Source organism: Streptomyces viridochromogenes (genome assembly GCF_001270495.1).
Classification (GTDB): Bacteria; Actinomycetota; Actinomycetes; order Streptomycetales; family Streptomycetaceae; genus Streptomyces; species Streptomyces viridochromogenes_A.
The window spans coordinates 131,911-152,546 of the sequence record NZ_LGUR01000014.1 but is presented as its reverse complement, the minus strand read 5'-3'; the positions used below and the strand labels follow the sequence as shown (position 1 = coordinate 152,546).

General features: G+C 71.2%; 19 protein-coding genes. 12 read left to right on the top strand and 7 right to left on the bottom strand.

The genetic code is table 11. The features are described 5' to 3' along the window. The 4 genes from ADK36_RS04420 to ADK36_RS04405 form a co-directional block, all read left to right on the top strand. Positions 1–453: alpha-glucosidase C-terminal domain-containing protein (locus tag ADK36_RS04420; RefSeq protein ID WP_078950820.1), on the top strand; the 453-nt coding region annotated here is incomplete at its 5' end. A 41-nt stretch (positions 454–494) separates the two neighbouring features. After that, complete coding sequence (locus ADK36_RS04415) at positions 495–1,856, top strand: maltokinase N-terminal cap-like domain-containing protein (protein WP_048581922.1); 1,362 nt, start codon at positions 495–497, stop codon at positions 1,854–1,856. Positions 1,857–1,859: 3 nt separating this feature from the next. After that, the gene (gene glgB / locus ADK36_RS04410; protein ID WP_048581923.1) at positions 1,860–4,067 is read left to right on the top strand and encodes a 1,4-alpha-glucan branching enzyme; all 2,208 of its coding nucleotides are present in this window, start codon (positions 1,860–1,862) and stop codon (positions 4,065–4,067) included. 133 nt (positions 4,068–4,200) lie between these two features. Then, positions 4,201–6,105, top strand: coding sequence for an AMP-dependent synthetase/ligase (locus tag ADK36_RS04405; RefSeq protein WP_048581924.1), 1,905 nt, complete (start codon positions 4,201–4,203; stop codon positions 6,103–6,105). A 24-nt stretch (positions 6,106–6,129) separates the two neighbouring features. Here the strand turns inward: ADK36_RS04405 and ADK36_RS04400 are convergent, their stop codons facing one another. Together ADK36_RS04400 and ADK36_RS04395 are read right to left on the bottom strand one after the other, a co-directional pair. After that, entirely contained in the window at positions 6,130–6,714 is a 585-nt protein-coding gene (locus tag ADK36_RS04400; protein ID WP_048581925.1) for a hypothetical protein, read from the bottom strand. A 10-nt stretch (positions 6,715–6,724) separates the two neighbouring features. Then, complete coding sequence (locus ADK36_RS04395; RefSeq protein ID WP_048581926.1) at positions 6,725–7,327, bottom strand: hypothetical protein; 603 nt, start codon at positions 7,325–7,327, stop codon at positions 6,725–6,727. A 323-nt stretch (positions 7,328–7,650) separates the two neighbouring features. On the opposite strand from ADK36_RS04395, the gene ADK36_RS04390 reads away from it, so the two are divergent. The 4 genes from ADK36_RS04390 to ADK36_RS04375 all read left to right on the top strand — a co-directional run bounded on the left by ADK36_RS04390 (position 7,651) and on the right by ADK36_RS04375 (position 12,367). Next, positions 7,651–9,042: an NAD(P)/FAD-dependent oxidoreductase gene (locus ADK36_RS04390; RefSeq protein WP_048582047.1), complete on the top strand. Its 1,392-nt coding sequence runs from the start codon at positions 7,651–7,653 to the stop codon at positions 9,040–9,042. Between the two features lie 68 nt (positions 9,043–9,110). Continuing rightward, positions 9,111–11,354: an FUSC family protein gene (locus ADK36_RS04385; RefSeq protein WP_053196431.1), complete on the top strand. Its 2,244-nt coding sequence runs from the start codon at positions 9,111–9,113 to the stop codon at positions 11,352–11,354. A 35-nt stretch (positions 11,355–11,389) separates the two neighbouring features. Then, positions 11,390–11,611, top strand: a complete 222-nt coding sequence (locus ADK36_RS04380; protein WP_048582048.1) for a hypothetical protein — start codon at positions 11,390–11,392, stop codon at positions 11,609–11,611. A gap of 303 nt (positions 11,612–11,914) precedes the next feature. After that, positions 11,915–12,367 carry a cyclic nucleotide-binding domain-containing protein gene (locus tag ADK36_RS04375; RefSeq protein ID WP_053196429.1) on the top strand — a complete coding sequence of 151 codons (453 nt, stop codon included), beginning with the start codon at positions 11,915–11,917 and terminating at the stop codon, positions 12,365–12,367. A 3-nt stretch (positions 12,368–12,370) separates the two neighbouring features. Here the strand turns inward: ADK36_RS04375 and ADK36_RS04370 are convergent, their stop codons facing one another. Both ADK36_RS04370 and ADK36_RS04365 read right to left on the bottom strand, forming a co-directional pair. Beyond that, entirely contained in the window at positions 12,371–13,687 is a 1,317-nt protein-coding gene (locus ADK36_RS04370) for an MFS transporter (protein ID WP_053196427.1), read from the bottom strand. Between the two features lie 79 nt (positions 13,688–13,766). Then, entirely contained in the window at positions 13,767–14,381 is a 615-nt protein-coding gene (locus ADK36_RS04365; RefSeq protein ID WP_053196425.1) for a LysE/ArgO family amino acid transporter, read from the bottom strand. A gap of 66 nt (positions 14,382–14,447) precedes the next feature. Here ADK36_RS04365 and ADK36_RS04360 point away from each other — a divergent pair, with 66 nt between their 5' ends. After that, positions 14,448–15,356 carry a LysR family transcriptional regulator ArgP gene (locus ADK36_RS04360; RefSeq protein ID WP_053196422.1) on the top strand — a complete coding sequence of 303 codons (909 nt, stop codon included), beginning with the start codon at positions 14,448–14,450 and terminating at the stop codon, positions 15,354–15,356. A 17-nt stretch (positions 15,357–15,373) separates the two neighbouring features. Here the strand turns inward: ADK36_RS04360 and ADK36_RS04355 are convergent, their stop codons facing one another. After that, positions 15,374–16,075 carry a TetR/AcrR family transcriptional regulator gene (locus ADK36_RS04355; RefSeq protein WP_048582049.1) on the bottom strand — a complete coding sequence of 234 codons (702 nt, stop codon included), beginning with the start codon at positions 16,073–16,075 and terminating at the stop codon, positions 15,374–15,376. Positions 16,076–16,202: 127 nt separating this feature from the next. Between ADK36_RS04355 and ADK36_RS04350 the strand changes: the two genes are divergently transcribed. The 3 genes from ADK36_RS04350 (at position 16,203) to ADK36_RS04340 (ending at position 18,228) form a co-directional block, all read left to right on the top strand. Then, positions 16,203–17,420 carry a saccharopine dehydrogenase family protein gene (locus ADK36_RS04350; protein WP_048581932.1) on the top strand — a complete coding sequence of 406 codons (1,218 nt, stop codon included), beginning with the start codon at positions 16,203–16,205 and terminating at the stop codon, positions 17,418–17,420. 106 nt (positions 17,421–17,526) lie between these two features. Beyond that, a complete protein-coding gene (locus ADK36_RS04345) occupies positions 17,527–17,760 on the top strand; it encodes a WhiB family transcriptional regulator (protein WP_048581933.1) in 234 nt (77 codons plus the stop codon). Between the two features lie 117 nt (positions 17,761–17,877). Further along, positions 17,878–18,228: a DUF488 domain-containing protein gene (locus tag ADK36_RS04340; RefSeq protein WP_048582050.1), complete on the top strand. Its 351-nt coding sequence runs from the start codon at positions 17,878–17,880 to the stop codon at positions 18,226–18,228. 41 nt (positions 18,229–18,269) lie between these two features. On the opposite strand, the gene ADK36_RS04335 is transcribed toward ADK36_RS04340, so the two are convergent. Both ADK36_RS04335 and ADK36_RS04330 read right to left on the bottom strand, forming a co-directional pair. Continuing rightward, positions 18,270–19,943, bottom strand: a complete 1,674-nt coding sequence (locus ADK36_RS04335; RefSeq protein ID WP_048581934.1) for an FAD-binding dehydrogenase — start codon at positions 19,941–19,943, stop codon at positions 18,270–18,272. A 32-nt stretch (positions 19,944–19,975) separates the two neighbouring features. Next, positions 19,976–20,602, bottom strand: a complete 627-nt coding sequence (locus ADK36_RS04330) for a TetR/AcrR family transcriptional regulator (RefSeq protein ID WP_048581935.1) — start codon at positions 20,600–20,602, stop codon at positions 19,976–19,978. Between the last annotated feature and the right edge of the window lie 34 nt (positions 20,603–20,636).

The window sequence follows — 20,636 nt, the reverse complement described above, 5'->3', positions numbered from 1 at the left end:
AACGCCGGGTTCTCCTCCTGCGACCCGGGGCGGCTGGTCCTGCCCACGATCATGGACCCGGTCTACGGCTACCAGGTGACGAACGTCGAGGCCTCCATGGCCTCCCCGTCCTCTCTCCTGCACTGGACCCGCCGCATGATCGAGATCCGCAAGCAGAACCCGGCCTTCGGTCTCGGCTCCTACACGGAACTCCAGTCCTCCAACCCGGCGGTACTCGCCTTCCTGCGTGAATACGAGGACGACCTGGTGCTGTGCGTGAACAACTTCGCGCGCTTCGCCCAGCCCACCGAACTCGACCTGCGTGAGTTCAGCGGACGCCACCCGGTGGAGCTGTTCGGCGGGGTCCGTTTCCCGGCCATCGGCGAACTGCCGTATCTGCTGACCCTCGGGGGCCACGGCTTCTACTGGTTCCGGCTCTCCCGAGTCGCATCCCGCATCGGCCGACGGCTTTGAGCGTGCGCTCCGAGTCCGTGCCGAGGAAAGGACGGGTCACCATGCAGAAGACCGCATCTCCCCGATCGAGCCGTACGGTCGACGCGAGCCCCATGGCCTCGCTCGCCGGGCTGCTGCGCGAATGGCTGCCACGGCAGCGCTGGTTCGCGGGCAAGGACCGGCCCGTCACGGACCTCGCACTGCTGTCGATGACCGAGCTGTTCCCGGGCTGTCTGCATCTGCTGGTGCACGCCGGTCACTCGGCGGTGCCCGCGCCCGGCGGCGCTCCCCCGGCCGGCGACTGCTACCAGCTGCTGATCGGCGTACGGCAGAACCTGTCGCCGCGGCTCGGCCGGGCGCTCATCGGCCGTGCGGAGGAGGGGCCGCTGGCCGGTCTGACGGTCTTCGACGCGTTGCAGGACCCGCGGTCGGCCCAGCTGTTGCTGGAGCGGCTGCGGCATCCGGGCGCGTCGGGCCCGCTGTGCTTCGAGGCGGACCCGTCCGTGTCGGTGCCGGCCGGGCTCGTGCCCCGGCTGCTGGACGCCGAGCAGTCGAACTCGTCGCTGGTGTACGGCGATACGTTCATCCTGAAGCTCTTCCGGCGCATCCAGCCGGGCGTCAACCCCGACCTGGAGCTGTCCGGCGCGCTGGCCGGGCAGGGCTGCCGTCGGGTGCCGGCCCCGGTGGCCTGGTTCCGCACGACGCATCCCTGGGAGGCCACGCTCGGTGTGCTGCAGCCGTTCCTGCGGGACGCCTCCGACGGCTGGACGCTGGCGCTGGACGCGCTGGCCTCGGGCGGCGACTTCACGGCGGAGGCCCGTCAGCTGGGGCGGGCGACGGCGGAGGTGCATCTGGCGCTGGCAGCGGCCTTCCCGTCCCTGTCCCGGGGCGAGAACGACCGTATGGCGGTGGCGATGACCGAGCGCCTGGAGCTCGCCGCGCACTTCGTCCCCGCGCTCCAGCCGTACGTCCCCGGCCTGCGTACCGCCTTCGGTGCCCTCGCCGGCTGCGATCCCGGGCCGCCCGCCCAGCGCATCCACGGTGATCTGCACCTGGGTCAGGTGCTGCGGGCCGGCCGTGAGTGGTTCGTCATCGACTTCGAGGGCGAACCGTCCCGCCCGCTCGCCGAGCGGCGTGGCGTCCACTCGCCGGTGCGGGACATCGCCGGCATGCTGCGCTCCTTCGACTACGCCGCCCGGCAGCGCCGTCCGTGGCGTCCGGAGTGGGCGCGCCGCTGCCGGGAGGCCTACTGCGCGGGCTATGCCGGCCTCGCCGGGTGGGACCCGCGCAAGAAGCACGGCTTGCTCCGTGCGTATGAGACCGACCGCGCCGTGTACGAGGTCCTGTACGAGGCCCGGCACCGACCCGACTGGTTGCCCGTACCGATGGCGGCGATCGAACGCCTCGCCGTGAGAGGAGCCTGACCCATGGCCCTGCACGAGACCTCGCGCCCCGAGTCGGCCGGACCGGGCCGGCGCTCCCCCGCGCCTCCCCTCGAACCGGCCGACCGTGAGCGCCTGCTGTCGGGCGCCCACCACGATCCGCACGCGCTGCTCGGGGCGCATCCGGTCCCGGGCGGGATCGCCTTCCGGGCGCTGCGCCCGTTCGCGCGCGCGGTGAGCGTCGTGGTCGACGGCGAGCGTACGGGGCTGGTCTCGGAGGGCGGTGGTCTCTTCTCCGGCGTACTGCCGCTGGACGCGATCCCGGCGTACACGCTGCTGGTGTCGTACGCCGAGGACGGGTCCGACGAGCGCGAGGTCCATGACCCGTACCGCTTCCTGCCGGCCCTCGGCGAGCTCGACCTGCACCTCGTCCGCGAGGGCCGGCACGAGGAGCTGTGGAAGGCGCTCGGCGCCGAGCCGATGACCCATCAGGGGGTGGCCGGCACCCGGTTCACCGTGTGGGCGCCGAACGCCCGGGGTGTCCGGGTCGCCGGGGACTTCACCTGCTGGGACGGGACGGCGTTCCCGATGCGCTCCCTCGGGGCGTCCGGGGTGTGGGAGCTGTTCCTGCCGGGCATCGGCGAGGGCACGCGGTACAAGTTCGAGATCACGTCCCGGTACGGCGGCCGGTTCCTCAAGGCCGACCCGATGGCCCGCCGTGCGGAGATCCCACCGGACACGGCGTCGATCGTGCACGCCTCGCACTACGAGTGGGGCGACGAGCACTGGATGGCGCACCGGGGCGACGTCCCGGTGCACCAGGCACCGTTCTCGGTCTACGAGGTGCATCTGCCGTCCTGGCGTCCGGGCCTGACATACCGGCAGCTCGCCGAGGAGCTGCCGGCGTACGTCGACGAGCTCGGCTTCACGCATGTCGAGTTCATGCCGGTCGCCCAGCATCCCTTCGCCGGGTCGTGGGGCTATCAGGTCACCGGCTTCTACGCGCCGGCCTCCCGGCTCGGTACGCCGGACGACTTCAAGTACCTGGTGGACGCCCTGCACCAGGCCGGTATCGGGGTGATCGTGGACTGGGTGCCGGCCCACTTCCCCAAGGACGACTGGGCACTGAGCCGGTTCGACGGGGACCCGCTCTACGAACCCGGGGACGCGCGGCGTGCCGAGCACCCGGACTGGGGGACGTTCGAGTTCGACTACGGCCGTACCGAGGTGCGCAACTTCCTCGTCGCCAACGCCACGTACTGGTGCGAGGAGTTCCACATCGACGGGCTCCGGGTGGACGCCGTCGCCTCGATGCTCTATCTCGACTACTCGCGGGACTCCGGGCAGTGGACGCCGAACGCCTACGGCGGGCGCGAGGACCTGGACGCGATGGCGTTCCTGCAGGAGATGAACGCCACCGTGTACCGGCGCAATCCGGGGGTCGTGACGATCGCGGAGGAGTCCACGGCCTGGGGCGGGGTGACCCGGCCGACCGACAGCGGCGGGCTGGGGTTCGGGCTGAAGTGGAACATGGGCTGGATGCACGACTCGCTCCAGTACATGGCCAAGGAGCCGGTGCACCGCAAGTACCACCACAACGAGATGACCTTCTCGATGGTGTACGCCTACAGCGAGAACTACGTCCTGCCCATCTCCCACGACGAGGTCGTGCACGGCAAGCAGGCACTGGTCTCCAAGATGCCCGGCGACTGGTGGCAGCGACGCGCCAACCACCGCGCCTACCTGGGCTTCATGTGGGCCCACCCGGGCAAGCAGCTCCTGTTCATGGGGCAGGAGTTCGCGCAGGGCGCCGAGTGGTCGCAGGAGCACGGGCCCGAGTGGTGGCTGCTGGATCCCGGGTACGCGTCGGCGGGTGACCACCGGGGCGTGCAGGACCTGGTCCGTGACCTCAACACGCTGTACCGGGCGACCCCGGCCCTCTGGGAGCGGGACACCGACCCGTCCGGTTTCCAGTGGGTGGTCGGGGACGCCGCCGACGACAACGTCTTCGCCTTCCTGCGGTTCGGCGCCGACGGAGACGTCCTGCTCGCCGTCTGCAACTTCTCCCCCGTCGTCCGCGACGACTACCGCCTCTGGGTGCCGGACCATGTCGACGCCTGGCACGAGACCCTCAACACCGACGCCGCGCACTACGGCGGGAGCGACGTCACCAACCCCGAACCGCTCAAACCGGAGGACGGACACATTCGGCTGACGCTGCCTCCGCTCGCCACGGTGTGGCTGTCACCCTGACCGAACGGAGATCACCGAACGAGGCCAATTGTCAGTTCTCGACACCGCGCGCTCTCAGCTGGGCTAGATTCGGGCACCGCCGATAACAGTACTCATCGGTGATGTCACACCCGGTACACAACAGGAGCAGCGCATGCGCGACCTCGGCCTCGCTCCCTCGACCGTCACGCCCCTGACCGGCGGGCTCGCTGACAGCGTCTTCGAGACGGCGGCCCTCGATCCCACGCTGCCGTTGCTCGCGCGCCGCCCCGACCCCTCCTCCCCCGTCTGGGAGGAGGTGACCGCCGTGGAACTGCGCGACGAAGTGACCGATCTGGCGAAGGGGCTGATCGCCTCCGGGATCTCCCCGGGCCATCGCGTGGCCATCATGGCGCGCACACGGTACGAGTGGACGGTCCTCAGCCACGCGCTGTGGGCGGTGGGCGCCGAGGTGGTCCCGATCTATCCGACGTCGTCGCGCGACCAGGTCGAATGGATCCTGCGGCACTCCGGCTGCGTGGCCGTGGTGGTCGAGGACGAACAGGCGGTCATGACGGTCGGTTCGGTGTGCGGGTCGCTGCCGCAGCTGCGCCATGTCTGGCAACTGGACGCGGGGGCGCTGCCGCGGCTGGTGGAGCAGGGCGAGTTCGTCCCACTCGCGACGGTGGAGTCGATGCGCCGCATCGTGCTGCCGGACTCCACCGCGGTCGTCGCCTACACCTCCGGCACGACGGGCCGACCCGTGGGCTGCGCGCTCAGTCACCGCAACCTGGCGAGTCCCTGCGACACCCTGCTCGCCGGCTGGGGACACAAGGTGGTGCCGCCGGGCGGGCAGGCGTCCGTGCTCGCCTTTCTGCCCTTCTCCCATGTGTACGGCCTGCTGGTGCAGACCCTCTGCATCCGCGGCGGCATGCTGATGGGCCACGAGCCCGACCTGCGCGAGGAGGCGCTGTCGGCGGCGCTGCGTACGTTCAGACCGACCTACTTCTGCGCGGTCCCGTCGATCTTCGAGAAGATCTACAAGAATTTCCTGCGGGCGGCTCAACAGGCGGGCCGGGGCGCGCTGTTCGAGCGGGCCGCCGACACCGCCCGGGACTTCGCGGCCGCCCTCGAACGGCACCGGCTGGGCGGCGGACCGGGTCCCGGCTTCGATCTGCGGCTGCAACACGCCCTGTACGAACGGACGGTGTACCGCAAGCTGCGCGCCGCACTGGGCGGCAGGGTGATGCTGGCGACCTCCGGCGGCTCGTCCCTGAACCGTGAGATCTCCTTGTTCTACGAGGGGATCGGTATCTACGTGAACGACGGCTACGGGCTCACCGAGACCAGCGGCGGGATCACCGCGCAGCCCGAGGGCCAGGAGATGTCGGGGACGGTCGGGAAGGCGCTGCCGGGCACGGACATCCGGGTGGCCGACGACGGGGAGATCCTGGTGCGCGGGCCTTCGGTGTTCCAGGGCTACGTCCACGACGAGGCCTCGGCGCGGGCGGCGCTGCGCGGCGGCTGGCTGGCCACCGGGGACCTGGGGCGGCTGGACTCCGACGGCTATCTGACGATCACCGGCCGCAAGAAGGACGTCATCGTCACGAGCAGCGGCAAGAGTGTCTCCCCGGCGCTCCTGGAGCAGCGTCTGAGGATGCATCCGCTGGTCCATCAGGCGGTGGTCGTGGGCGACAACCGGCCTTGTGTCGGGGCTCTGATCACCCTGGATCCGGACTTTCTGGCGTACTGGCGGGATTCGCTCGCGGTGCGCAGCGACGCGCGGATCCGGGAGGCCCGGGAGGAGAACGCGCTGCGGGAGGAGCTCGCGCGGGCCGTGGCCGCCGCCAACAGCGCGGTGTCGCGCTCGGAGTCCATCCGGGTGTTCCGGGTGCTGCCGGCGCCTTTCGACGTGGCCAGTGGCTTGCTGACGCCGTCGATGAAGCTGCGCCGGGACGCGATCGTGCGGCACTACGCGCTACAGATCGACGCGATGTACCAGGCGCGCTCGCGTGCGCCCCGGGAGCACATGGCGGAGGAGCTGGCGCACTGGGACGACGCGGACAACGTCTTCGGCTGAGCGCGTCCGCTCGCCCGCGCCTGCTCAACCGCGCCTACTCGCCCGTGCCTGCTCACCCGTGGTGAGCCGTACGACATTCGACTGCTCGCCGAGGGCGAAGGCGCGGACGCGGTAGGTGGCGTGCCGCTCGTCCGGCAGGGGGACGAACTCGGTGGCCTCGGTGTTCGGGGCGAGGACGGCGACGGGGTCGTAGCGGTTGCCGTTCTTCTTGCGGATCTCCAGGAGGAAGCCGTCCTCGTCCGAGGATCTGTCGGTCCAGGTGAAGCGGAGGCCGTCCGCCAGGTCGGTCCGGAGCGGCCGGACGGTGGGGCCGCGGTAGGACCGCAGCCGGTAGGAGAAGGTGGTGTGCGGCAGGAGGTCGGGGTGGCGGTAGCTCGTCACCTGGGGGGCGAGGTACCGCAGGACGGTGTACGGGCCGGTCTCCTCGGTCGCGAACTCCAGGACGTGGCCCGCGATTCCGGGCCGCTCGTCCCGCCAGTGGAGGTCGATGTCGGTGGGCGTCGTGAGGACACCGCGCAGTGGCCGATCCGGGTCGCCGGCGCCTGCCGAGCAGGCCGGCAGCGCCAGGATCAGCGCTGCCGACGCCGCGATACGCGCCTTTCCTCGCATACGGCGGCCGCTACTTGCGCCAGAAGCGGATGTTGCTCCACTCCACGGTCGCCTGTCCGCTGCCGCTGTTGGTGCGATAGGCGCCGAACTTGTCGTAGAAACTGCCGCCGGGACTGGCGTAGGTGTGCTTGAGCGAGCCGTTGATGTAGGTGCGGTGCTCGACGCCGACCTGGTGGACGGTGTTGACGCGGACGGTCGCGCCGACGGTCCCGGCGTTCGAGAGCGTGCTGCCGCCGTGCACCGCGTAGAGCCTGCCGCCGCGCTCGACGGCGAGCATGAAGTAGGGGCCGGGGGCCGAGTCGTTGAAGGTCTGCTTGAGGCTGATCCGGGTGCCGCTGAGGCTGGTGATGCGGAAGTGGCCTTCGAACTGGCGCGTTCCGCCGGTGTAGGTGGCATAGCGGCGTTCAGCCCGTTGGACGCCGCTCGCGGTGGAGCAGGTGAGCCGGAAGGTCAGGCCGTCGACCTGGCCGCAGCCGCGCTCCTGCACGGTGTAGGTGGGTGACACCGACTGCCAGCCACCGGGCTCGACTTCGGCGAACGCGTGCGGGGCGGCGAGCAGGGAGGTGGCGCACAGTGCCGTGGTGACGGTGAGGGTGCGCAGGCGTATGAGCATCCTGCCTCCTGTCGGATGGGGGGTGGACCGCATGTCACGCATCTCGGTCACATACATGAACTGCAGCCCCTGACTCGGACGAGCGAGGAGGACGTTAGGTCCAGACCAATACACCGTCAAGAGATCACGCGTACATGTCTTTCGCTTCCGAACCGGTGTGCCCCCGCGCGGGTTGGGGCAAGGTGGCTGTCGACGGGTTCATCTGCCTGCCGCACCCGGCTGGCGGAACGGCCGGTGGCGCGGTGGGATCGAGGCGTGCGAAGTCGCGATCCAGGGGCAGGCGAACGACGTCAGGCACCCCGCCTGGAGCCGCAGAAGGGAAGATCACCGTGACACGACCCAGGATCCTGGTGGTTGGCGCAGGCTTCGCCGGAGTCGGATGCGTTCGCCGGCTGGAACGCAAACTCTCCCCCGACGAGGCCGAGATCACCTTGGTGACGCCGTCCTCCTACCAGCTCTACCTCCCGTTGCTGCCCCAGGTCGCCTCCGGCGTCCTGACGCCCCAGTCGATCGCCGTGTCCCTGCGCCGCAGTCGCAGGTACCGCACCCGGATCATCCCGGGCGGCGCCATCGGCGTGGACCTCGCGGCCAAGGTCTGCGTGATCCGCACCATCACCGACGTGACCGTCAACGAGCCGTACGACTACATCGTGCTGGCGCCCGGCAGCATCACCCGCACGTTCGACATTCCCGGCCTCACCGACAACGCGTACGGCATGAAGACCCTCGCGGAGGCCGCCTACGTCCGCGACCATGTCATCTCCCAACTGGACCTCGCCGACGCCAGCCAGGATCCTGACGAGCGCGCCGCACGGCTTCAGTTCGTGGTGGTCGGCGGCGGGTACGCGGGCACCGAGACCGCCGCGTGTCTCCAGCAGCTGACCCACAACGCGGTCAAGCGCTATCCGCGGCTCGACCCGAAGCTGATCAAGTGGCATCTGATCGACATCGCGCCGCGGCTGATGCCCGAACTCGGCGAGAAGCTGGGCAGTGCGGCCCAGGAGATCCTCCGCAAGCGCGGTATCGAGATCTCCCTGGGCGTGTCCATCGCGAAGGCGGGGCCCGAGGAGGTCACCTTCACCGACGGCCGGGTGATCCCCACCCGCACGCTGATCTGGACCGCCGGTGTCGTCGCCAGCCCGCTGATCGGCACGCTGGGCGCCGAGACGGTACGGGGACGTCTCGCGGTGACCGCCGAGATGAACCTGCCCGGTCACGACGGTGTGTTCGCGCTCGGCGACGCCGCCGCCGTGCCCGACGTGGCCAAGGGCGAGGAGGGCGCCGTCTGCCCGCCGACCGCCCAGCACGCCATGCGCCAGGGCAAGGTCGTGGCCGACAACGTCATAGCGGCCCTGCGCGGCCTGCCGCTGCGACCGTACGAGCACAAGGATCTCGGCCTGGTCGTCGACCTCGGCGGCCGCGACGCCGTCTCCAAGCCGCTCGGCATCGAGCTGAAGGGCCTGCCCGCGATGGCCGTCGCGCGCGGCTACCACTGGTCGGCGCTGCGCACCAACGTCGCCAAGACGCGCGTCATGACGAACTGGCTGCTCAACGCCGTCGCCGGGGACGATTTCGTGCGCACGGGATTCCAGTCCCGCAGCCCGGCCAAGCTGAGGGACTTCGAGTTCGTCCACGCGTATCTGACGCCGGAGCAGGTGCGGGCGCGCATCGAGGGGAAGGGCGGCGCCGAGGTGACCGAGGGGACGGCCGAGTGACGTGACGGTACCGGCCGAGCCGTGGCTCGCGGCGTGAAAAGGGAGAGAGCGGGAGAGAGTACGGCGGCGTGAGGGCAGCGGGACAGCCGGTCCGGGCGCGACTGCGGGACCGTGTCGCGGCGTCGGACCCCGGGCTGCTGCGGCTGACCGCGGGGCTGCGCACGGTGGGCGCGATCGCCCTCGCGGTCGCCGTGCTCGCCCTGCTGGGCACCGATGTGACGCACCTGGTGGCCGGGGCCCTGGCGGCGATGGTCGCCACCTTCGCCATCCGGGAGAAGCAGCGCGGGCGGCAGGCGTTGACGCTCGCCCTGGGTCTCCCGGTGGCGCTGGCGTCCATGACCCTGGCAGCGGTGCTGCACAGCAACGTCCTGGCCGGCGACGTGTTCTTCGTCGTGCTCATCTTCTGTGCCGTCTACGGTCGCAGGTTCGGCGACCGCGGCACCGCGCTCGGCCTGATCGGCTTCCAGATCTACTTCGCGTCCCTGTTCGTCGGCGCCACGGTTTCCGGCCTGCCCGCGCTGTACGGCGCGGTCTCCGTGGCCTTCGCGTGCAGCGCCCTGGTGCGTTTCGCCCTCGTCCCCGAGACGCCGACGGGAGTGCTGGAGCGGCTGCGCAAGGCCTTCCGCGCCCGGCTGGCCCAGCTGCTGTCGGCTCAGTTCGAACTCCTCGGCGCCGGTGCGCAGGAAGCGGACCGGGCCCTGGAGCGGGTGCGCGAGGGCACCGCGCGTCTGCACGAGACGGCCCTGCTGATCCAGGGACGACTGGCGGAGGGGACCACCGACGAGGCCGTGGCGCGGCTCGTCCAACGGCGGGTCGCGGACGCCGAGATCGCCGCCGAGCGCCTGGGGCTGTCGCTGCTGGCCGCGCGCGGCGCCGAGCGCGCGGACACGCTGGCCCTGCACCTGCCCGGCGCGCCGGTCCCCTCGGGTGCGCGGCAGCCCGTACGGGAGGAGGAGACGGTCACGCTGCGCCGTGATCTGGAGGCCCTGCGCCTGCTCGTCCTGCATCCGGTCGGCCCGGCCTCCGGAACCGCGCTGCCCCACCTCCGCAACCGGTTGCTCGGCTACCGCGACGAGGACAACCTGCCCGACGCCTCCCCCGCCGTGCAGGACGCCTTCCGGGCCGTCGGCGAGGCCGCCCGCGCGGTCCTCGGATTGCGGATCGCCCTCGACGGGCCCCAGGACGAGTCGGACGACAGTCCGGCCACGGCGCGCTCACGCGAGGAGCTGGACGCGGAGGACGCCGTGCTCGACGCCGACGAGGAGGAGCCCTCGGAGGAACGCTCCGGGCTGCGTCGGCCCACCACGCGTGCCGCCGTGCAGGTGGCCGTCGGGTCGACGCTGGCCATGGTCGGCGGGGAGCTGCTGTCCCGGGACCGCTGGTACTGGGCGGTGCTGACCTGCTGGATCGTGTTCCTCAACACCGCGTCCACGGGCGAGATCCTGGTCAAGGGCTACCGGCGTCTGCTGGGCACCGTGCTCGGCGTCCTCGCCGGCATCGTGCTGGCGGGCGCGGTCGGGCAGCACACCTGGACGGCGTTCGCGCTGGTGCTGCTGTTCGTGTTCGCGATGTTCTACTCGGCACCGCTGTCCTACACGTTGATGTCCTTCTTCGTCACCGCGGCCCTGGGGCTGCTCTACACCCTGCTGCACACCTACAGCCTCTCGGTGCTCGTGCTGCGCATCGAGGAGACGGCGCTCGGCGCGGCCTGCGGGGTGATCGCGGCCGCGCTGGTGCTGCCGGTGCAGACGGACCGCCGTACGAACGAGCTCCTCGCCACCGTGCTGGAACGGCTCGGCGAGGTCACCCGCAGCGCCGTCGAGCAGCTCAGCGGTGGCCCGCCCGTCGAGCTGCTCGACCAGGCGCGCGACCTGGACCAGGCGCTGGCCGACCTGCGTGCCGCCACGCAGCCGCTCACCCATCCGGTGACGCCGCTGCGGGCCCGGCGGGAGACCGCCCGCTATGTCGTCGCGCTGCTGGAGACGTGCGCGTACCACGCGCGGTCCCTGGCCGCGACGGCCGAGCTGCTGCCCACACACCCGTCGATCGCGGCGGATCCCCGGCTGCGCCGGGCCGCGGGGCGGATCGCGCACAACATCGAGGCGATCGCCGCGCACGTCACCGACGAACACGCCACGGCCGGGATCGAGACCGGCCCGAGCATCGCCTCGCTCCTGGGCCGCACCGTCCCCGGCGCACCGCGCTACGGCCGGGTCACCGACCGGGTCCTGCGGCATCTGCAACGTCTCGACGAGGGCGTGGCCGGTCTGGCCCGTCCCCTGGGCGTGCCCGTGAAGTCATCGGGCGGATGACGGCTCATCGGGGCGATACCGGGTACGCGGATGCCATGACCGATGTCGTGGACTCAGACGAACTGCTGCGGCGCATGCATCGCGCCAGGGCCTGTGCCCGGCAGGAGGAGCGGGCATGGCGGGAGCGGAGCGAGCAGCTGAGGTCGACCGACCCCGACGCGGCGCGCGACGCCGCCGTCCGGACCGTGGCCTACGAAACCGTGATCACGGTGCTGGAGGAGATCCTGACCCCGGGGAAGCACGCCGAGCAGCCCTGAAACCTCGACCGGAGTGAAACCGGTCACGTGACCCGGTCTCGATTACGCAGAATCCTCCTAGATGGTTTACGGTTCATACATAAGTGGTCACGGGGTAGACCGTCTCCGTCCCCCGCGCACCACCACCTACGGCCCTGGCTGGCCTCCCCCGTCCAGCCAGGGCTTTTTAATGCCCTCGGCAGCCCGCCCGCGCGGACTCCGGGACGAAACCGTCCTCCGCCGAGGTGCTCACCGGGCCGGTAGCGGCTGAAATGGACGCAGGCAAACACCGGAACCTCAGTCGTCGGCGAGGAGCCCCGTGTCATGACCAAAGCGATCAAACTGCTGACCGCCCTTCCGCCGCCTCAGCGCCAGCGCCTGATGGCACTCGCCCAGGAGGTCTCCTTCCCGGAGGACACCCGGATCTTCGAGGCGGGCGGCACGGCCGACCGCTTCTGGGTCATCCGCTCGGGCGCCGTCTCCCTCGACCAGCAGGTGACGTCGATCCAGCGGGTGACCGTGGCCAGTCTCGGCTCGGGCGATCTGCTCGGCTGGTCCTGGCTGTTCCCGCCGTACCAGTGGGACTTCGGCGCGGAGGCCTTCAGCCCCGTGCGCGCCTACGAGTTCGACGCGGCGGCGGTGCTCCGGCTGTGCGAGGAGGACCCGGAGCTCGGGATGTCCCTGGTACGGCATGTCGCCGAAATCCTCGCGCACCGGCTGGAGTTGACGCGAGGCAGGCTGATGGAACAGTACGGGCAGCGCCGTAGTGCGCTCTGAGTCTCAGAGGCGGTAGCGGCGCAGGGCCGGCACCGCCGCGGCCAGGCCGAGCATGAGGACGACGACCAGCAGCCCGCCGCCCACGGTCGCCGTACGCGCGCCGAAGGCCGAACCCGCTGTGCCGTGCAGGACGTCGGCGAGGCGCGGCCCGCCCGCCACGACCACGGTGAAGACGCCCTGCATCCGGCCGCGCATCTCGTCGCTGGCGGCGGACAGCAGGATCGCCCCGCGGAAGACCATCGAGACCATGTCGGCCACCCCTGCGAGGGCCAGGAACACCACGGCGAGCCACAGGCTGTCGCTCAGCCCGAAGCCGGTGATGGCCGCGCCCCAGGCGACGACCGCGCCGATCACCATCCAGCCGTGCCGGCGGGCCCGGGAGAAGGTGCCGGAGAACAGTCCGCCGGCCACCGCGCCGATCGGGATCGCCGCGAACAGCAGCCCGAGGGCGAGCCCTTCGCCGTACGACCCGTAGGTCTCGCTCGCGAGTTGCGGGAACAGAGCGCGGGGCATGCCGAAGACCATCGCGATGATGTCGGCCAGGAAGGACAGCAACAGCACCTTGTGCAGGGCGATGTAGCGGAAGCCGTCCGCGATCTCCCGTACGCCCGCGCGGCGTTTGACGGTGCCGCCCGGGGGCGCCAGGGGCGGTAGCGCGGGCAGGCGTACGACCGCCCAGACCGTGACACACAGGGCCAGCGCGTCGATGAGGTACAGCTCGGCCAGGCCGATGACCGGTATGAGTACGCCGGCCAGCAGGGGCCCGACCACCTGGCCGGTCTGCATGACGGTCGAGCCGAGGGCGTTCGCCGCGGTCAGCTCGCCGGCCGGCACCAGGCGGGCGATGGAGGCGTTGCGGGCCGGGGCGTTGAGCCCCCAGAACGCCTGCTGGACGGCGAGCAGCACCATCAGCACGGCCACCGACTCCAGGCCGGTGACGGCCTGGAGCCAGAAGAGCACCGAGGTGACCGCGATACCGCTGTTGGTGATCAGCAGCAGCTTGCGCCGGTCCATGCTGTCCGCGACGGCCCCGCCCCACAGCGCGAACACCACGAGCGGCAGCAGTCCCGCGAGGCTCGCCGCGCCGACCCATGCCGAGGAGCCGGTGATGTCGTAGATCTGCTTGGGCACCGCGACCGCGGTGAGCTGGCTGCCGACGGCCGTGACGATGGTCGAGGACCACAGACGCCGGTAGGCCGGGCGGCGCAGCGGCCGGGTGTCCATGGCCCAGCGGCGCCAGCCGCGCCGCTCGGGTGTCACCGCGGACGGGTCCTTCTCCAGTGGATCCTGTGGTGCGGTACTGCTCTCGCTGGTGTCCACGCGCTTCCTGGATGCTCGTTACATCTTTCTCGTCCGGGGATCACTATGGCAGCACCGACCGGGTGTTCGGACCCGTGTCTCAGCTTCCGGCGATGAGTCCGACACCCAGGGCGATCATCGTCGCGGCGACCAGTCCGTCCAGCACACGCCAGGCCGCCGGCTTCGCGAGATGGCGGCTGAGCAGCCGTGCCCCGAAGCCGAGCGCGGCGAACCAGCACAGGCTGGCGAGGACGGCACCGAGGCCGAACGTCCAGCGCATCGGGCCGCGGTCGGCGGCGACGGTGCCCAGCAGGAAGACGGTGTCGAGGTAGACATGCGGGTTGAGCCAGGTCATCGCGAGGCAGGTCAGCACCGCCCGCCGCCGTGATCCCGCCGGATCTCCCTCCGTCACCAGAGCACCGGCCGGCCTGAACACCCGGCGGGCGGCGAGAGCGCCGTAGCAGAGCAGGAACGCCCCACCGACCCAGGCCACCGCGGTCAGCGCCCCCGGCCAGGCCACGACCACGGCGCCGACGCCGGCCACGCCCAGGGTGATGAGGAGCGCGTCGGACAGGGCGCAGATGCCGACGACGGCGAGGACCGCGTCACGACGGATCCCCTGGCGCAGGACGAAGGCGTTCTGGGCACCGATGGCGACGATCAGGGAGAGGCCGGTGCCGAATCCGGCGGCGGCCGTGGTCAGGGCATGTGTCATGCCATTGACGCTAGGCAAGCGATCTCCTGAGGTCCAGCTAAGGATTCTTATGTATCTTTAGCAGATATGAAGACGGAGCTGACCGAGCTTCCCCTCGACCAGGTGCGGACGCTGCTCGCGGTGGTGGACGAGGGCACCTTCGACGCGGCCGCCGCCGCGCTGCATGTAACGCCGTCGGCGGTGAGTCAGCGGGTGAAGGCGCTGGAGCAGCGCACGGGACGGGTGCTGCTGGTGCGGACGAAACCCGTGCGGCCGACCGAGTCGGGCACGGTCGTCGTCCGGTTCGCCCGCCAGCTGGCCCGGCTGGAGCGCGATGCGCGTGCCGAGCTCGGCATGAACGACGCCGGGGACGCGACCCGGGTGTCGGTCGCGGTCAACGCCGACTCGCTGGCGACGTGGTTCCTGGCCGCGCTCACGCGCGTGCCGGAAGAACTCCGGCTCTGCTTCGAACTGCGGCGGGAGGACGAGAGCCGTACGGCGACGCTGTTGCGAGAGGGGCTGGTCATGGCCGCGGTGACCTCCTCGCCCGACCCCGTCGCAGGCTGCTCCGTGCGCCCGCTGGGCCGGATGCGCTATCTGGCCACGGCCAACCCGGAGTTCACCGAGCGCCACCTCGGCGGCTCGCTGCGGGACGCGCTCCCGCGGGCGCCGGTGGTGACCTTCGACCGCAGCGACGACCTCCAGGACGCCCTCCTGCGCAGACTCCATCGCGGCCGCACCGTCGCGAGCGCCGTACGGCACCACGTCCCCACCTCGGAGGGATTCCTTTCGGCCGTGACCGCCGGACTGGGCTGGGGCATGATCCCCGAGGCCCAGGCAGAACCACTCCTGAGGGCCGGCCGCCTCGTACAGCTCGCCCCGGAACACCCCGTCGACGTCCCCCTGTACTGGCAGCAGTGGAAGCTGGACTCACCGGCACTGGCCACGGTGACGGAGGCGGTGACAGCAAGGGCGGCTCAGGCGCTGCGCGCCTGAGCGGGTCGGCCGGCTTCTCAGCGGCGCCGCAACTGAGCCGCGGCGCTGTCCAACAGCATCTCCAGCGCCACCGGATACGCGCTGTCCACCATCCGCGCCGCCAGCAAGGGCGCCGCCTCGGCGATCCGCGGATGCGTGGTTCGGGGCAGCCGGGCATACGTCGACCGCCACATGCCCTCGTCGGCGCGCAGCGACTCGCTGGGCAGTGCCAGCGACGCCGCGTCGAGCGCCGCGAAGGCCAGCGTCTGGTCGATGAAGGCGTGGTAGATCCGCACGGTGTCCGCGAGCGGGAACCCGGCGGTGCGCAGGACGTCCAGCACGGCCTCGTCGGCGGCGAGTTCGTTGGCCCGCCCGGTGACCCGGCTGGTCGTCAGCGCGGCGGCCTGGGGATGGGCCACATAGGCGGCGTGGATACGCAGCCCGACGGCGCGCAGGTCCTCCCGCCACTCCCCCGTGGGCTCCCAGCCGTCCAGCGCCTGGCCCATGAGGGCGTCGCCGATGGCCAGGATCAGGTCGTCCATGCCACGGAAGTACCGGTACAGCGTGCTGGGATCGGCGTCGAGGGCCAGCCCGAGGCGGCGGGCGGTGAGGCCGGCGCTGCCGTGTTCGCCGAGCATGCGCAGCGCCGTCTCGACGATCAGCCGCTCCGACAGCACGGTGCCGCTTTTCGTGGGACGGCGTCGGCGCCGCTTCTCCTCCGGAACGACCGGTTTCGGCACCATGGCCTCCGCCCTCTCCGTCCTTGAGCCCTTATGCCAACGCCATTGACCTTACGTGAACGGACCGCGTTGTATCTCCGGCGGGGCCCCACCACGTCGTAGACGTTCGAGTCGAGGGAGTCTTGTCATGCGTGTGCTGCTCGTGGGAGCCGGCGGGGTCGGTACCGCCATCACCCGGATCGCGGCCCGGCGGCCGTTCTTCGAGGCGATGGTCGTCGCCGACTACGACCTCGCGCGCGCCGAGGCGGCCGTCGCGGCGCTCGGCGGCGACGCCCGGTTTTGGGCCGAGCGGATCGACGCGAGCGACGAGGCGGCGGTGGCCGCCCTGCTGGAGCGGCACGCGTGCGACGTGCTCCTCAACGCCACCGACCCGCGGTTCGTGATGCCGCTGTTCCAGGCGGCGCGCACCGCCGGCGCCACGTACGTCGACATGGCGATGTCGCTGTCCCGGCCGCACGCGGAGCGGCCGTACGAGGAGTGCGGGGTCAAGCTGGGCGACGCCCAGTTCGAGCAGGCCGCCGACTGGGAGAAGGCGGGCGCGCTGGCGCTGGTCGGCATGGGCGTGGAGCCGGGCCTGTCGGACGTCTTCGCCCGGCACGCGGCGGACGAACTCTTCGACGAGATCGAGGAGATCGGCGTCCGCGACGGCGCGAACCTCACCGTCGACGGCTACGACTTCGCTCCGTCCTTCAGCATCTGGACCACGATCGAGGAGTGCCTCAACCCGCCGGTGGTCTACGAGGCCGGCCGCGGCTGGTTCACCACCGAGCCCTTCAGCGAGCCCGAGGTGTTCGACTTCCCCGAGGGCATCGGCCCGGTCGAGTGCGTGAACGTGGAGCACGAGGAGGTGCTGCTCGTGCCGCGCTGGGTCGACGCGCGCCGGGTGACCTTCAAGTACGGCCTGGGCGAGGAGTTCATCGGCACGCTGAAGACGCTGCACCTGCTCGGTCTGGATCGCACCGAGCCGGTGACCGTGCCCAGCGCCTCCGGACCCGTGCAGGTCTCCCCCCGGGACGTCGTCGCCGCGTGTCTGCCGGACCCGGCGACGCTGGGCGGGCGGATGCACGGCAAGACCTGCGCGGGCACCTGGGTGCGGGGTGTCAAGGACGGGAAGCCGCGCGAGGTGTACCTGTACCACGTGGTGGACAACCAGTGGTCCATGGCGGAGTACGGCTCACAGGCCGTGGTGTGGCAGACCGCCGTCAACCCGGTCATCGCGCTCGAACTCCTCGCGACCGGCGCCTGGTCCGGCGCGGGCGTGCTGGGTCCGGAGGCCTTCCCGGCCGGGCCCTTCCTGGATCTGCTGACGGCGTACGGCTCCCCGTGGGGCATGCGCGAACAGTGACCGGATTCGCCCGTGCCCCACGGGGTTTCACTCACGCATCGACAGGCGACTCGAAACCGAGTAATGCATCCACCGAGGGCACATACGACGATCGCAGGTGACTTTGATGGACGACTGGCGAGACCACGCCGCCTGCCGCCATGAGGACCCCGACCTCTTCTTCCCGATCGGCACGACCGGACCGACCCTGGTCCAGACGGAACAGGCGAAGGCGGTCTGCCGGCGCTGCTCGGTACAGGAGCAGTGTCTGCGCTGGGCGGTCGACACCGGCCAGTTCATCGGGATCTGGGGCGGCACGAGCGAGAACGAGCGACGGGCGCTGCGGCGACGGGCCGGATAGCCGGCGCAGCGGCGGGACACGGTTCTTGTACGTGATCATGCGTCGCCCTTGGCCGACACTGGGGAGGAACTCGTCAGCTTCGACGGGTTGCCCTCCGCACCCGAGAAAGGCCCGGCCATGAGTGTTCGGATCCGTCGTGTCTACGAAGCACCCGAGCCCGAGGACGGCGTGCGCGTCCTGGTCGACCGGCTGTGGCCGCGCGGTCTGTCGAAGGACGCGGCCCGTGTGGACGAGTGGCCCAAGGGGCTCACCCCGTCCACCGAGCTGCGCCGCTGGTACCACGCGGACGAGAGGTCGTACGAGGAGTTCGCCGAGCGGTACGAGGCGGAGCTGGCCGCGCCCGGTGCGGCCGAACTCGTCGACCACGTACGGGAGTTGGCGAGCAAGGGTGAGGTGACCCTGCTGACCTCGTCGAAGTCTCCCGAGCGCAGTCACGCCGCCGTGCTGGCCCGTCTCCTCCAGGCGTGACGCCTGATCGCTCCTGAGGAGGCGGGCCGTACGCGCCGCCGTCAGCCCGTCTGTCGCGCCGCCGCCCGGCCCGCCGCGCGGCCCGAGAAGAGGCAGCCGCCGAGGAAGGTGCCCTCCAGGGCGTTGTAGCCGTGGACGCCGCCGCCGCCGAACCCGGCGACCTCGCCGGCCGCGTACAGGCCGTCGATGGGGGCCCCGTCGGCTCCCAGGGCGCGGGCGTCGAGGTCGGTCTGGATGCCGCCGAGGGTCTTGCGGGTCAGGACGTGCAGTTTGACGCCGATGAGGGGGCCGGCGGCCGGGTCGAGGATGCGGTGCGGGGTGGCGACCCGGCCGAGGCGGTCGCCGATGTAGCGGCGGGCGTTGCGGATGCCCTGGACCTGGGAGTCCTTGCTGTACGGGTTGGCGATCTGCAGGTCGCGGGCCTCGATCTGGCGTCGGATGCGCTCCGCGTCGAGGAGCGGCTTGTCCGTCAGCTGGTTCATCTTCTCGACCAGTTGCTCCAGGTCAGGGGCGGTCACGAAGTCCGCGCCGTTGCGCAGGAACGCCGCCACCGGCCCCGGGGCGCCCTTGCCGAGCACCCGCTCCTTCAGGAACCCGGCGCGGTCCTTGGCGGTGATGTCGGGGTTCTGCTCGGAGCCCGACAGGGCGAACTCCTTCTCGATGATCTTCTGGCTGAGAATGAACCAGGAGTGGTCGTGCCCGGCGATGTCCGCGTCCGTGCGCAGGTGCTTGAGGGTGCCGAGGGTGTCGTAGCCCGGCAGGCACGGGTCGGGCAGGCGGCGGCCGAGGGCGTCGAACCACATCGAGGACGGGCCGGGCAGGATGCGGATGCCGTGGCCGGGCCAGATGGGGTCCCAGTTCTGCAGGCCCTCGGTGTAGTGCCACATACGGTCGCGGTTGACCAGGCGTACGCCCGCCTGCGCGCTGATGTCGAGCATGCGCCCGTCGACGTAGGCGGGGACGCCGGTGACCATCTCGGTGGGCGGGGTGCCGAGGCGCTCGGGCCAGTAGCGGCGGACGATCTCGTGGTTGGCGCCGATGCCGCCGGTGGTGACGACGACGGCCTGGGCGGTCAGCTCGAACTCGCCGACGCGGTCGCGGTTGGAGGCGACACCCCGGGCCGAGTGGTCGTCGGCGAGGACCGTACCGCGCACACCACGCGCCGCGCCCTCCTCGATGACCAGCTCGTCGACCTGGTGCCGGTGGTAGAAGGTGAGCAGCCCGTCGCGCGCGGCCTGCTTGGCGTACCGGACGAACGGCTCCACGACGCCCGTGCCGGTCCCCCAGGCGATGTGGAAGCGGGGCACGGAGTTGCCGTGGCCGTGGGCCCGCAGGTCGCCGCGCTCCGCCCAGCCCACCGTGGGCAGGAACTTGATGCCGTGCCCGTCCAGCCAGGCCCGCTTCTCACCGGCCGCGAACTCGACGTACGCGCGCGCCCAGCGCACCGCCCAGGAGTCCTCGTCGTCCACCCGGTCGAACTGGGCGCTGCCCTGCCAGTCGTTCCAGGCCAGGTCGAGGGAGTCCTTGATGCCCAGGCGCCGCTGCTCCGGGGAGTCGACGAGGAAGAGCCCGCCGAAGGACCAGAACGCCTGCCCGCCGAGGTTGGCGGCGTTCTCCTGGTCCACCAGCGCGACCCTGCGGCCCCGGCTGGTCAGTTCGCTCGCGGCGACCAGGCCCGCGAGTCCCGCTCCGACGACGATGACGTCGGCATCCATGGCGACCGTCCCTTCCTCATGTCCTCATGTGCTCATGGTGTGGTGTCGCTGCCGTCGGTGAGCAGCGCGGTGAGCAGTTGCCCCAGCCAGACGCGAGCGCGCTCGACGTCCCTGTCCAGCAGCAGTTGGGTGGTCACGCCGTCGTACGCGGCGACCACGGCATGGGCAGCACCGTCGATGTCGCCGAGCACGGCCGGCAGGGCGGTGTGCCCTCGCGCCCGGGAGAGCCGGTCCGCGATCGCCCCGCGCAGCCGGGCGCGGTGTTCCAGGAGGGTCCGCGCGACGGCCTCGTCACGCGCGGCGTGCACCAGGAAGTCCGTCTTCACCAGCAGCCAGTCCCGGTCCAGGAGCAGCACCTCGGTCACCCGGTCCACGGCGGCCGGCACGTCCAGGTCGGGTCCGTCGAGGGCGAGCGCCCCGGACACCTGCTCGGCGATCAGCTCCGCGCGCTGCTGGTAGAGGGCGAAGAACAGCTCGTCCAGGCTGTCGAAGTTGGAGTAGAAGGCGCCTCTGCTGTAGCCGGCGGCCTCGCAGACCTCCTCGATGGAGACCCGGCCGAACCCCTTGGCGGCGAACACGGCGAACGCGGCGTCCAGCAGGTTGGCGCGCGTGCGGACACGGCGCTTGGTGACGCGCCCGCTCGTTTCCTTCGCCTCCATGCCCCGACCTCCTCCGTCCGATACAGGAATGTAT

Coding starts and splice junctions, on each gene's coding strand:
- ADK36_RS04405 (WP_048581924.1), top strand. CDS start 4,201: ATGCGCGACCTCGGCCTCGCTCCCTCGACCGTCACGCCCCTGACCGGC.
- ADK36_RS04330 (WP_048581935.1), bottom strand. CDS start 20,602: ATGGAGGCGAAGGAAACGAGCGGGCGCGTCACCAAGCGCCGTGTCCGC.
- ADK36_RS04380 (WP_048582048.1), top strand. CDS start 11,390: ATGACCGATGTCGTGGACTCAGACGAACTGCTGCGGCGCATGCATCGC.
- ADK36_RS04335 (WP_048581934.1), bottom strand. CDS start 19,943: ATGGATGCCGACGTCATCGTCGTCGGAGCGGGACTCGCGGGCCTGGTC.
- ADK36_RS04415 (WP_048581922.1), top strand. CDS start 495: ATGCAGAAGACCGCATCTCCCCGATCGAGCCGTACGGTCGACGCGAGC.
- glgB (WP_048581923.1), top strand. CDS start 1,860: ATGGCCCTGCACGAGACCTCGCGCCCCGAGTCGGCCGGACCGGGCCGG.
- ADK36_RS04340 (WP_048582050.1), top strand. CDS start 17,878: ATGAGTGTTCGGATCCGTCGTGTCTACGAAGCACCCGAGCCCGAGGAC.
- ADK36_RS04365 (WP_053196425.1), bottom strand. CDS start 14,381: ATGACACATGCCCTGACCACGGCCGCCGCCGGATTCGGCACCGGCCTC.
- ADK36_RS04345 (WP_048581933.1), top strand. CDS start 17,527: ATGGACGACTGGCGAGACCACGCCGCCTGCCGCCATGAGGACCCCGAC.
- ADK36_RS04360 (WP_053196422.1), top strand. CDS start 14,448: ATGAAGACGGAGCTGACCGAGCTTCCCCTCGACCAGGTGCGGACGCTG.
- ADK36_RS04400 (WP_048581925.1), bottom strand. CDS start 6,714: ATGCGAGGAAAGGCGCGTATCGCGGCGTCGGCAGCGCTGATCCTGGCG.
- ADK36_RS04350 (WP_048581932.1), top strand. CDS start 16,203: ATGCGTGTGCTGCTCGTGGGAGCCGGCGGGGTCGGTACCGCCATCACC.
- ADK36_RS04375 (WP_053196429.1), top strand. CDS start 11,915: ATGACCAAAGCGATCAAACTGCTGACCGCCCTTCCGCCGCCTCAGCGC.
- ADK36_RS04395 (WP_048581926.1), bottom strand. CDS start 7,327: ATGCTCATACGCCTGCGCACCCTCACCGTCACCACGGCACTGTGCGCC.